The sequence below is a fragment of the Botrimarina mediterranea genome (assembly GCF_007753265.1).
GTDB lineage: Bacteria > Planctomycetota > Planctomycetia > Pirellulales > Lacipirellulaceae > Botrimarina > Botrimarina mediterranea.
This window is the reverse complement of sequence record NZ_CP036349.1, coordinates 1,259,329-1,271,666: the sequence shown is the minus strand read 5'-3', so window position 1 is coordinate 1,271,666 and position 12,338 is coordinate 1,259,329. Positions and strand designations below refer to the sequence as shown.

At 64.3% G+C, this 12,338-nt stretch carries 10 protein-coding genes and 1 pseudogene; 1 reads left to right on the top strand and 10 read right to left on the bottom strand.

What is annotated here, in order from left to right; all coding sequences use genetic code 11:
• The first annotated feature begins 149 nt into the window (after positions 1-149).
• On the top strand, positions 150-980 hold the full coding sequence (locus Spa11_RS05055; protein WP_145108834.1) for a transglutaminase-like domain-containing protein: 831 nt from the start codon (positions 150-152) through the stop codon (positions 978-980).
• Here the strand turns inward: Spa11_RS05055 and Spa11_RS05050 are convergent.
• The 10 genes and pseudogenes from Spa11_RS05050 to Spa11_RS05005 form a co-directional block, all read right to left on the bottom strand.
• Positions 977-2,221: a peptide-N-glycosidase F-related protein gene (locus tag Spa11_RS05050; protein WP_145108831.1), complete on the bottom strand. Its 1,245-nt coding sequence runs from the start codon at positions 2,219-2,221 to the stop codon at positions 977-979. The genes Spa11_RS05055 and Spa11_RS05050 overlap by 4 nt on opposite strands.
• A 254-nt stretch (positions 2,222-2,475) precedes the next feature.
• Positions 2,476-3,171, bottom strand: a complete 696-nt coding sequence (locus tag Spa11_RS05045) for a DUF421 domain-containing protein (RefSeq protein WP_145108828.1) — start codon at positions 3,169-3,171, stop codon at positions 2,476-2,478.
• Between the two features lie 36 nt (positions 3,172-3,207).
• Positions 3,208-4,086 (bottom strand): hypothetical protein, encoded by an 879-nt coding sequence (locus Spa11_RS05040; protein ID WP_145108825.1) that lies wholly within the window; start codon positions 4,084-4,086, stop codon positions 3,208-3,210.
• A gap of 101 nt (positions 4,087-4,187) precedes the next feature.
• Positions 4,188-6,074: a PAS domain-containing hybrid sensor histidine kinase/response regulator gene (locus tag Spa11_RS05035; protein WP_145108822.1), complete on the bottom strand. Its 1,887-nt coding sequence runs from the start codon at positions 6,072-6,074 to the stop codon at positions 4,188-4,190.
• A gap of 261 nt (positions 6,075-6,335) precedes the next feature.
• Positions 6,336-6,854, bottom strand: a complete 519-nt coding sequence (locus tag Spa11_RS05030; RefSeq protein WP_145108819.1) for a CBS domain-containing protein — start codon at positions 6,852-6,854, stop codon at positions 6,336-6,338.
• 81 nt (positions 6,855-6,935) lie between these two features.
• Positions 6,936-7,961, bottom strand: coding sequence for a 2-oxoacid:ferredoxin oxidoreductase subunit beta (locus Spa11_RS05025; protein ID WP_145108816.1), 1,026 nt, complete (start codon positions 7,959-7,961; stop codon positions 6,936-6,938).
• Between the two features lie 69 nt (positions 7,962-8,030).
• A pseudogene (locus tag Spa11_RS23690) lies at positions 8,031-8,261 on the bottom strand (four helix bundle protein); the annotation flags it as partial.
• A gap of 209 nt (positions 8,262-8,470) precedes the next feature.
• On the bottom strand, positions 8,471-10,330 hold the full coding sequence (locus tag Spa11_RS05015; protein ID WP_145108813.1) for a 2-oxoacid:acceptor oxidoreductase subunit alpha: 1,860 nt from the start codon (positions 10,328-10,330) through the stop codon (positions 8,471-8,473).
• A 60-nt stretch (positions 10,331-10,390) separates the two neighbouring features.
• Positions 10,391-10,861, bottom strand: coding sequence for a CBS domain-containing protein (locus Spa11_RS05010; protein ID WP_145108810.1), 471 nt, complete (start codon positions 10,859-10,861; stop codon positions 10,391-10,393).
• Between the two features lie 443 nt (positions 10,862-11,304).
• Positions 11,305-12,186, bottom strand: coding sequence for a hypothetical protein (locus Spa11_RS05005; RefSeq protein WP_231933150.1), 882 nt, complete (start codon positions 12,184-12,186; stop codon positions 11,305-11,307).
• Between the last annotated feature and the right edge of the window lie 152 nt (positions 12,187-12,338).

Genomic DNA, 12,338 nt, shown 5'->3' with positions numbered 1-12,338 from the left:
AACGGACAGCAAGGCCGAACCGAATTGCCTTCCGACGCCTAGCGGCGCTCCTGCCGGGTGAAACCTGCTAGGATGACGCGCAGCCCTCGCCGATTGGCGTCTCTGGGGCGAGCCGTTCCCTCCTTGGCGGAGAGTAGCAGACCTCAGGTATGATGATCCGCGCGGGCTATGAAGTGGCCTTTGAGTTCACGAACCCGACTACGGTGCTGTTGATGCCGTATGTGCATCCGTCGCGAGCCCCGTCGATCCGGCGCTTTGAAGGGCTAAACTCGACGCCGGCTGGCCCCATCCACTCTTACATCGACGCTTACGGCAACCTTTGTGGGCGGACCAGCGTCCCCGCGGGATACGTCTCGTTCCGCACCGACGCCTACCTCGTCGATGACGGTCGCCTCGATGTCCAGGCGTGGGACGCGTTGCAACACCAAGTGTGCGACCTGCCAGACGAAACGCTGCACTTCTTGCTCGCCAGCCGTTACTGCGAAGTGGACAGCGAGCTCCGCGACATCGCTTGGTCGCTGTTCGGGCATCTGCCGGCCGGTTGGCCCCTGGTGCAGGCGGTCTCTGACTGGGTTCATAACCATATCCGCTTCGACTATCAGCAGGCCCGCGCGAACCGGACCGCGGTTGAGGTCTATCACGAGCAAGTCGGCGTCTGCCGCGACTACACGCACTTGGCGATCACCTTCTGCCGATCGCTGAACATCCCCGCGAGGTACTGCACTGGCTACCTGGGCGAGATCGGCGTCCCCAAGAAGCCCGACCCGATGGACTTCAGCGCATGGATGGAGGTCTATCTCGGCGGGCAGTGGCGCACACTCGACCCCCGCAACAACGAGCCCCGTATCGGCCGCATCCTCATGGCCCGCGGCCGCGACGCCGCCGACGTCGCGTTGACGACAACGTTCGGGATCAACCAACTCCGGTCCTTTGAAGTTTGGACCGACGAAGTCGTTGAGAGCGACGCGCGACCGACCTAGCGCCGCCTGTATCCAAGAGCAGCGAGCGCCAGCAGAGTGATCGTCGCCGGCTCGGGGACGGCCGTGCTGAACGGGCCCGATCCCCGACCGTAGTTCGTCGCCCAGATGCCCCGGTCGATGAGGTTGACGCGGCCGTCATTGTTGGCGTCGGCGGCGAGCGCCAGGCCCGTGCGGTTGTACTGGTCACGCCACACCGTGTAATCGGCGGCGTCCACGGCGCCGTCGCGATTGAAGTCACCGGTCAGTTCGGGCGGATCGACCAACGTCCCCGACAGGTAGCCCGACACACGCCAGTAGCTGTTGATGTCGACGTCCTCGATCACCAGCCGCACCTGGTGGCGGTTGGCGGCCGTGAGGTACTCCGTGACGTCGAGGACATACGGGTGGACCTCGTCGCCGGGGACCCAGCCGGATCGAGGAAAGTCGCTCGACCATTGATCGATCGGATACGGGTCATTGGTGTCGCCATCACCATTGCCGTCCCATCGGCCCGAGGTGGGATTCACGCTGCGGAAGTTGCGGCCGTCGGTCCGCCAGGGGATGCCGGTCCAGACGAGCTGGTTATCGACGTAGAGCGAATGCCGCCGTTGGTTGAACTCGTCGCTGTTGCTGGTCTGCGTGTGATGGTGACCCGACGCGAAGTAAGTGAGCTTCACGTCCTTGAGGTTGTTCGGCGTGATGACGGTGTAGTTTCTGGTGAGGTCGCCGGAATCATGCCAGCCGAGGCCGGATTCGTTGGGGATTGCCGGCAGTGCCCAGTCGGGGTTCGCCTTTGGTTGAACGCCCTGCTGCACATTGAGAGACGCGTTGAGCCGCCAGGCGTCGATGACCCACGTGTCGATGTGGGCCTCGACCGTGACGGTTTTGCCGCTGAGCATCGCGGCTAGGTTCGACACGTCCTGGCTGTGGGTCGTCGTCCCGTTAAAGCCGGTGACGAACTTGCCGAGCTGCACCTGCTTGCTGTCGGGCAAGATCAGATGGATGCTGCCGGCGCGGTCCCACGGGTCCTGGTCGCCGAGGAGGCCCCAATTGAAGGTCAGCTTGTCGTTGGCGCCGAACTCCGGGAACGTGACCGTACTCCGGATCTCCCGGCTCTGACCGTCGCCGAAGCCGATGCGCGAGTTGGAGAAGATGCTGTAGTCCTGCGCCGCAACCGGCGACGACAGCACGGCCAAGGCAAGCAGCACCAGCGTCCGCCGCCAACGCGCCTTCGGCTGCGCAGAGAAGATCGAATCGTTCACGTCCCGCCTCGAGATGTGGCCCAGCGGTCGCCCCGCGGCCTGTTCGCCGGGATGCTCCGATGGGCCTGTGCCTGCTCTTGTTCCCCGTCTGCCTCAGAAGGGGGCCGCTACGAACGCGGCGATAAGCGGCAACGAAACGCGACCGCGCACGATGCCTCCGGGATATATGCGTCGAAGCCCCCTGATTTTAACAAGAAAACGGCTAGAAAGGCCGGAAAACACTGCCTCCTATCGGATACCGCCCTGCGGACCGATCACGGGGCAAGTACCTCGGTCCATTCGGCTTCACCGCAGTTCTCACAGACGCCTGACGACGACCTAGCCGCGCCGCAGGTAGCGCAGCACTGCGGATCGTCGCCGCGCGGCCCGGCGGGGGTCTCGTGGCCCACGTCGCCGCCATTGGAGCCATCGGGAAGGATTGGCAATCCCGGCCGGGGCTGCTCATAGCGGAGCACGCTGAGTTTGCCGGATGGCTCGAGATACGCAAACTCGACCTCGCCGAGCTGCCGCACGCCCTCGGCGCGGAGCGCCTCGCACAGCTCGTCGTGCGACAACTGCTCGCGGTGCAGGTTGGCCATGTGGATCACGCCGCCGCGGACGAGCAGCCGCGGTGTGCTTTCGATCACGCGCTCGACTGTCTTGTTCCGCTCGGTCATCCACGACAAGCCGCGCTGCATGCCCACGACAATTGCGATCACAAGCATCGTGTGCACCAGCGGCACGTCGTCGTAGAACATCGGGTCGCCGACCGCCGAGCCGAGCGCGACGATGATCGCAAACTCGAACGGCGTCAGGCTCCCCATGCCGCGCTTGCCCATCCACCGCAGCAGGACCAGCGTGTAAGCGAAGATCACGAACGTCCGCAGCGCCACCTCGAAGAGGAACCACGGCGGCTTGTCGCCGAAGCAGATGCGGACGAGGTCGAACGTGTAGGGCTCGAGGGGCGTCATCGGACCGGCCGCGTGGCGTGATGGAGAGGCTCCATCCTACCGCAACTCGCTGGGCAATACCGGGCCCATCACTGGCGCGGGCGGCGGTTCGGCGGCCTCGATCTGGCTGGCCTGGTAGCGGCCGACGACATGGCCCACCGCCACCCCGCTGAGCGACGCCAGAGCGTTGGCCTGTGGGATGAAGGCGACGGCCTGCCCGCCTAGCTCGAGGCCCAGCTGCGGCGCCAGGACCCGGCGGGCCTCGGCCTGCTCGTCGACCGTCCCGTTTTTATCGACATACTCGAAGACAGCCTGCTTCGCACGGGCCTCGTGGACGATCCCCACCAGCGGAAGCATCTGGATTGCCGAGTAGAAACCTGGGTGAGACAGGTTGCGAATCTCGTCGGCGTGGGCCGCCTGCTCGAGCGCGAGCGCGGGCACGTCCGAGTAGACGTGCACCGTGTCGGTGTACGGGTTGTACCAGTCGCGTCCGAACAGGCGACCCGGCAGGACCGAGTACCCCAGCGTGTAAGCGGCGCCGACCGTCGCCCTCCAGCCGAGACCGACGCGGTCGTTCTTGACCAGCCGCTTCCACTCGCCGATCGGGTCGTACTGGTTGACGCGCACCATGACGCCCTCGACCTTCTTGTCCGACAGGAACGCGCGGGTCTTATCGACCGTGGCGGCCGAAACATCGTGGTTGTCGGCGCGCGAGTCGAGCAGCAGCAGCTTGCTGGGCACGCCGATGATCCAGCCGACGCCGTCGAGCATCCTATTGGGCTCGCCGCGCTCGATATCAATCATGCCCTCCAGCGAGGCGCCCAGTGGCGCGCTGAACTGAATGTCGCCCGTCGTCTCCGACGTAATCTCCGGCGCCTCTTGCGCGTCCGCGGCCGAGACGAGGGCGAGTAACGCGACGAGTCCGAGGGCGATCATGGTTCTCTCCGTCATGGGTGGGCGGAGAGTAGCGGCATGGTCGCTGTCGAGCCAACGGTAATCCCGCACAGCCGTGTTGCGCAAGCCACCGAAGGGCGCCGCTAGCTACGCAGGCGCTGCTGCGTGCTGACGATGATCCGTTCGAGGTCCGCGACGCTGGCGGGCTTCACGAGGTGCTCGTCGAACCCGGCTTCGAGGGCCCGGCGGCGGTCGTCGGGTTGGCCATAGCCAGTCAGCGCAACGAGATAAACGCCGGGGCAGGACGGGACCTCGCGGATCTGCTCGGCGAGGCGATAGCCATCCAGCCCCGGGAGACCGATGTCCAGTATCGCCAAGTGGGGGCAATCTTGGAGCACCCTGGCGAGAGCCGAGACACCGTCGTGGGCGACGTCAATCTCATGGTCGCCAAGCTTTGCCAGGAGTTTGCTAAGCATCCAGGTGGCGCCGACGTTGTCGTCAACAACGAGGACCTTCAAGGCCTGTTCGACCTCCGCGTCGCATTCGGAGAGGGGCGCCACGGAGGCTGCCTCCTTCGTCTCAACCATCGGCAGCCCAACAGTGAACGTGGCGCCCGCTCCGAGGCCCTCGCTCGTAACCGTCACACGTCCACCATGCAGTTCGACTAGTTGTTGCACCACCGTCAGCCCGATGCCGAGCCCACCCTGAGAGCGGTCGATCGATCGCGTCGCCTGCGTGAAGAGCTCAAACACCCTCGGCAACAATTCGGCCTCGATACCGACGCCGTTATCTTGCACCCGGATTGACGCCATTCCAGATGAAGCAGCGAGCGAAAGCTCGATGCTCGCCCCATGGTCGGAGTACTTTGAAGCATTGTTCAGCAGATTACCCACCACCTGCGACAACCGAACCGCGTCGCCGTCACACCAGACCGGCTCATTGGGCAGAGACACCCGCAGATCTTGTCCACGGGCGACGAGGGTGTGCCGGACCGTTTCAACCGCCCGTGACAACAATTGCTTCAAGTCGATGTGAGTACGCCGGAGTTCCACCTTCCCGCGCATGATCCGCGAGACATCCATCAGGTCGTCAACCAGCCGCACCATCTGCTCGACTTGGTGCTGGATGACCTCGAGGTCTTCCGTTTCGGCGCGACCGTCGCGGGCGATCAGGTCGAGGCCATGCCGGATCGGCGCGAGCGGGTTTCGCAACTCGTGAGCGAGCATGGCGAGAAACTCGTTCTTGCGATCGTCGGCGTCGCGTAGAGCCTGCTCCGCTTCGCGCTGCGCGGTCACGTCGGTGTTGGTGCCGAACCAGCGGAGGATCGCTCCGGACTCGTCACGGATGGGCTGAGCCCGCGACAAAAACCAGCGGTACTCCCCCTCCTTGCTGCGGAGCGGAAAGGTGTCTTCCCAAACTTCTCCGGTCGCGATCGCGCGTTGGAACTTGTCAACGACCCGATCGACGTGATCGGGATGGTGCACCAGCTTCCACCCCCACCCCGCCATGGTCTCGAAGTTTGTCCCGGTGTAGTCGTACCAGCGGCGGTTGTACCAGAAGAGCCCGCCGCCAGGCTCCGCCATCCACGCGAGCTGTGAGATGTTGTCGGCTAGCGTACGGAAACGCTCCTCGCTCTCGCTGACCGCCAGCTCGGCGCGACGGCGTTCGGTGATGTCGCGGATGATGTTCGAGGCGCCGACGACTTTGCCCGTGTCGTCGTAGAGCGGCGAGATCGTCAGCGACACGTCGATCGGCGTCCCGTCGATGTTCTGTCGCCGTGTCTCGTAGTGCTTGATTTGCTCGCCGCGCTGCAGCCGGGCGATGATGAGTCGCTCTTCCGCGATCAGGTCGGGCGGGATGATCCGCGACACGTTCGAGCCGATCATCGCCTCGGCCGAAACGCCGAAAAGCTCCGCCGCGGCGGGGTTCCAACTCTGGATCACCCCGTCGAGCGACTTGGTCAGGATCGCGTCGCTGGAAGACTCGATGATCGTCTGCGCGAGCCGGTGATCGATCGCGTTATCGGGCATACCGGTTCGCAGCCGCGCTGCGGAAGGCGTCGAAGCATTCCTGGTACGGCTCTCCTCCCTGCGAAAAGCCTAGGACCGCAATTGTAATCCAAACGGCGGTCTGGATAGGGGGACCCCGAGGCAAACGGGGAAACCCGCGGCGTGGGTGATCGATCTTCGATCAATGCCTCGGCGGCGCGCTCCGGGAGCGAACGGCTCCCTTTGACCCACCTAAAGAGCAAGGCAGGTTCAAGCCGCTGACCACTGTCCGCGCAGCGGACCCTACGCCGGCTGGTTGTGCTCGGTCAGGTACCGCAGGATGTCGCGGATGCTTATGACGCTCACCGCGCGGTCGCCGTCCATCACCGGCAGGTGGCGGTAGCCGCCGAGGTCCATCTTGTGCATCGCGTACGCAACCTTCGCGTCCGCCGCGACGACGGCCGGGTTGGGCGTCATGTACTTCACGAGCGGCTTGTCATGCAGGTCGACGCCTTGCGGGCCGAGCCGCATCAACGCGTCGCGCTCGCTGAAGATCCCCGCCAGCGCCCCGTCGACGACGATCAGCACGCAGCCGACGCCGCCCTCGACCATTGCCCGCAGGGCTTGGCCAACCGTCGCGTCGGGCCCCAGCTCGATCGGCTTGTGCGACGGCAGGTCACGCACCAAGTCGCGCAGCAGCTTCGCCTCGACGCTGCTCGCCGGCAGACGGATGAACTGGTCCGTCAACGGCTGCTCACAAACGTCGCACTGATCGATCCCTTCGATCAGGTCGTCGGCGCCGCAGTAGGGGCAAACAAGCATGAGGAAGACCTGAGGCTTGAGGGGTTAGGCTTGAGGGAGATGATTCGGAGCCCTGAACGTTCAGGACTCACGCCTCAGGCCTCACCCGACGGTCCACGTCTCGCCCGAGCCGTAGAGCCGGTCGAGGTCGCCTTCGCCTTGCTCCTTGGTCGCCAGCGTGATTTGGTCGTTAACCAGCTCGTCGTAGCGCGGGGCGTCGACGCTGCGGAACACGCCGATCGGCTCGGGGAAGCCGTCCTCGTAACGCATGCGGCTGAGCAAGTAGGCGAGGCTCGGCTCGGCCGCCTTCTCGTCGTGGAACAAGAGGTCGTCCTCGGTGATCCCCTTGCCGAGTTGAACCACTTCGGGCTCCAGGCCGTTGAGACGGATGCCCTTATCGCGGTCCTTGCCGAAGATCAGCGGCTTGCCGTGCTCAAGCTCGAGCGTCGTGTCGGCCTTGGTGTCGCGGTCCTTAGCGTAGTCCCAGGCGCCGTCGTTGAAGACGTTGCAGTTTTGGTAGACCTCAATGAACGAGGTGCCCGAGTGCGCCGCGGCGCGTTTGAGGGTGGCGCCCAGGTGCTTGATGTTGGTGTCGATCGACCGCGCGACGAACGTCGCCTCGGCGCCGATCGCGATCGACAACGGGTGGAGCGGGTTGTCGATCACGCCCATTGGCGTGCTCTTGGTGCGCTGGCCCAGCCGCGACGTGGGCGAGTACTGGCCCTTGGTGAGGCCGTAGATACGGTTGTTGAACAGGACGATGTTGAGGTCCATGTTCCGCCGGATGCAGTGCATCAGGTGGTTACCGCCGATCGACAGGCCGTCGCCGTCGCCGGTGATGACCCACACCATCAGGTCGGGGCGCACCGTCTTCAGGCCCGAAGCCACGGCGGGCGCCCGCCCGTGGATCGTGTGCAGGCCGTACGTGTTCATGTAGTACGGGAACCGGCTGGAGCAGCCGATGCCGGAGATGAACACGATCTTCTCGCGCGGGACGCCCAGCGTGGGCATCACCTTCTTCATCTGCGCGAGGATCGAATAGTCACCGCAACCAGGACACCAACGGACGTCCTGATCGCTGGCGAAATCTTTGTCGGTGAGGACGGGGAGGGATAGTTCGACGGACATGGCGGGGGAGATGATAGATGGCAGATGATAGATGGCAGATGATCGATATCAGCTGCGGCTATCGAATGCTCAAGGTTGCTCTAACGTTCTTCTTAGTGACTTTTTTAGGCCGCGAAGCATGCGGCCTTCTTCTTCGATTAAGCGTAGCAGAGTGTGGGCGTCGTCTTGCGTGAGGTATTGGAGTCGAATAGCAAGCCGTAAGAAGGTCTCTGTTTCACACAACGAACCGACAGCGATGGAAAGATGTCTTAGGTAATCTCTGGCGGAATCACGGCCATTCCCGTCGGCAATGTTAGCGGGAACCGACGCTGCCTAACGTCGAACTTAGCTTGTGAGTCCGTAGGTTTCTTCTCGTGGAAACGACTTCGACAACTGATAAACGTGCTCAGTGATGTCCATCCCAAGCTGCCAGACTTTCAAATCGCGATGGCTCTGAACCTTGTCACGCATCGCACCGTCACTCCAGCTGGCGCTTCGTTCCTAACATTTATCATCTGCCATCTAGCCTCTCAGCCAGCTATCTCCCCAATCCGTGTCACCAACTCCGCTACCGTGAACGGCCGGCCTTGGATCTTGTTGAAGCCGATGGCGTCGACCAGGTACTCGTCACGCAGCAGCGTGCGGAGCTGGCCCGAGTTGAGCTCGGGGACGAGCACCTTCTTGTAACGCGACATCAGTTCGCCAAGGTTCTTCGGGAACGGGTTGAGGTAGCGGATGTGGGCGTGGGCCACGCTCTTGCCCTGCTTGCGGGCCAGCCGTGTCGCCGAGGTGCACGAGCCGTAGGTGCCGCCCCAGCTGACGACGAGGAGGTCGCCCGAGTCGGGGCCATCGACGGTCTGGTCGGGGATGTCCTCGGCGATGTTCGCGACCTTAGCGGCCCGGGTGTCCACCATGTGCTGGTGGTTCGCCGGGTCGTAGCTGACGTTGCCCGTGCGGTCCTGTTTCTCCAGGCCGCCGAGGCGGTGCTCCAGGCCTGGCGTGCCGGGGATCGCCCACGGCCGCGCCAAGCGCTCGTCGCGGGTGTACGGCAGGTAGTTCTCCGAGCCGTCGGTCGCCTCGGGGTGGCCGACGGGGATCTTTGCCAGGTCGGCGAAGCTGGGGATCCGCCACGGCTCCGAGCCGTTGGCGATGTAGCCGTCGGTGAGCAGCATGACCGGCGTCATGTAGCGGACCGCCAAGCGCCACGCCTCTTGGGCGACGTCGAAGCAATCCCCCGGCGAGCGGGCGGCGATCACCGGCATCGGGCACTCGCCGTTTCGGCCGTACATCGCTTGGTAGAGGTCCGATTGCTCGGTCTTGGTGGGGAGGCCCGTCGAGGGGCCGCCACGCTGAACGTTGATGATGACCATCGGCAGCTCCATGATCACCGCCAGGCCGAACGCCTCGCCCTTCAGGGCGATGCCCGGGCCGCTCGACGCCGTGATCGCCATCGCACCGCCGAACGCGGCGCCGATCGTTGCGGTCATCGCGGCGATCTCGTCCTCGGCTTGGAACGTGACGATGTCGTAGTTCTTGTGCTTGCAGAGCTCGTGGAGGATGTCGCTCGCCGGCGTGATCGGGTACGCGCCGAGGAACAGCCGCTTCTCCGACAGCTTCGCGGCGGTCATCAGGCCCCACGACAGGGCTGTATTGCCCATGATGCTACGGTACTTGCCGGGCTTTAGTTCCGCCTTAGGGACGTGGAACTGCGTGTCAAAGGCCTCGACCGTCTCGCCGTAGTTGTAGCCCGCCATCAACGCGGCGCGGTTGGCGCCGGCGATTTCGGGCTTCTTGCCGAACTTCGCCTCGATGAACCGCAGCGTCGGCTCCAGCGGGCGGCCGTAGACCCAGAAGATCAGGCCCATGGCGAAGAAGTTGCGGCAGCGGTCGGCTTCCTTGACGCCCATCCCGAACTCCTTGACGGCGTCGCGGGTGAGCTTGGTCATATCGACCTTGTAGACCTTGTACTTCTGCTCCAGCTGGTGGAGGGCGACTTCCTCGATCGGGTTCCCTTCGAGGCCGGCCAGCTCGAGGCCCTTCTTGTCGAAGGCGCTCTCGTTGACGATCAGGATGCCGCCGTCGCGGAGGTCGCCGATGTTGGTGACGAACGCCGCGGGATTCATCGCCACCAGCGCGTCGACGACGTCGCCGGGGGTATAGATCTCGCTGCTGGAGAAGTGGACCTGGAAGCCCGAGACGCCCGCCTTGGTGCCGCGGGGGGCGCGGATCTCGGCCGGAAAGTCCGGGAAGGTCGCCACGTCGTTGCCCACCAGGGCCGACGTGGTGGTGAACTGCGTTCCAGCGAGCTGCATGCCGTCGCCCGAGTCGCCGCAGAAGCGGACGGTGGCTTCGATGAGTTCTTCGACGGGCTTCTCAGCAACGGTAGACATGATTGGTGATCAACAGAAACAAGGTGAAGTCGGCCCGTTGAGGCGAACCGTCGAGGCGTGCTACGCGCCTTCGCGTTCCGCGGTCGCCCGCGATGACTTCGGAGAAAGGTTGTAAATCGTGTTCGGGAAGTGCTCGACGAGGTACCGCATGACGCCCCGCACATCGACCATGCCGGTGGCTTCGGTCGGATGGATCGAGCTGACGATCGGCAGGTGCCGGTAGCCGCCCTCCGCCATGCGAGCGATCGCCTCGCCGAGAGTGTCGCTGTCGGTGACCGTAGCGGGGTCGCCGGACATCACCGTGCCAATCGGCTGCGACAAGTCGGCTTTGTCGGCCAACAGCCGCAGCACGTCGCGCTCGGTGAAGACGCCCACGAGTCGGTCGCTCTCGCACACCAGGATGGCGGCGACCTTCTGGTTCTGCATGAGCACGATCGCATCGGCGACCGTCATGGCAGGTTCAACCGCTACCGGACCTTCGGGGTAAACCGACCGGATGGTCTCGGATTGCAGACTCAGCTTGAAGTCCACGGTGGGGAAGCGGCAGAAGCGTCTGGCGACAGGCAGCAGGCCTGGCGTCGGCGACAGTGGGTCAAAAAAGGGGGGGAGCGTTTCCGGTGGCGAATCTTAGCGGGACCGTACCGGATTCGGGGCAACACGAGCCTCCGAAGGCCCTCTCCCCAAGCTTCCAAAGTCGGTCGCGGCGACACGGCCCAATCGCAATTGCGATGGCCCGCTTGCGCCGGCTGTAACGTCTAAAGATACCAGCCTAGGCGACGCTGGAGAACCGCAGTAAATGCAGAAAAGGATCGTATTCACGCAGGAAACGCTGTCCCGTCGTGAGATTGCTCACGCCAATGCTGGGGGGACGACCCTCCGGGCTCGGCTTCCTGACGGGCGCGGCTCCAACGAGCCGAACCACTTCCAATCCTTTTTTGAGCCGCGCCCGTCAGGGAGCCGAGCCCGAAACATAGCTACGGCGCCGCGGGCGGCTTCTCGTAGAACTTGGAGAGGTCGAATCCGCCCCGCTGCTCTTCCTCCAAGAGCTTGATCCGCTTCTCCATCTGCTCCAGCCGCCGGGCCATCGCCGGGATGGGGTTCTCCTCTTCAGTTGCCCGATGGGTCCGCGGCGGCTCGGGATACCCTAGCTGGCGGTGTAGTGAGTTGAACAGGTAAGCCGGGTCCTTCTTGCGGTTCGCCAAAGCGATCCGGCCTTCCTGGTCCCCGAACAGCGGGCTGGCGCTGGCCCCGCCCCGCTTCGCGGCGTGTTCGCTCTGGACGTAAATCAGGTCGGCGATGTCGATAATCCCTACCTGGTGACGGATTCCTAAGATCCATGTTTTCCACTCGGCTGGATACGACGGGTCGCCCGCCACCGCGGTTAGTCCTTTGTCGTAGCCCAGCCGATTACGGCAGAGGACCTCGAACTGGTAGAGGAACAGCCCCTGAATGGTTGGCGCCCGCTTCGAGCCCACGAATGTCCCGGATCGGTACAGGGCCTCCCGGGAGAGAATGTCGAGCCCAACCCGCAGGTCGAAACGGCCCCGCTCGTTCTCCCCCTCGCCGACGATATAGGCCTGCAAGGGCGTGAAGTAGTGGCCCAGCTTGGCCATCGCCGTCGCCATCACGCCCGCGTGCCGCAATTCTGAAAGCAGAAAGTCGATCGCCATCGGCAGCTTGGTCGTGGCGAGCACCTCCTCCCGCGCCGAGGCGAGGACCTCTTGCGCGGGGGCGTTCTCGGCAAGCCGTTCGGCCAGCATCCCAAAGAAGTGGGCCTGCTCGATGTACTCCTCGATCCCTAGAGGAGCAACGGGGCCCAAGGGCGCGACGGGACTGACGACTAACGATTCAGCCATTTACTGGAAGACCTTAGCCGAGGGCGGCAGCCCGCGGCCCCACGCACGCTCCGCCGCGGGCTGCCGCCGGCGGCTGGGGTCAGAAGGCCCCCGACGCCTATACTACGTCATTGCGCTGGTTTCCTTTAGCCGTCCGTTACGACCGCCTCTCC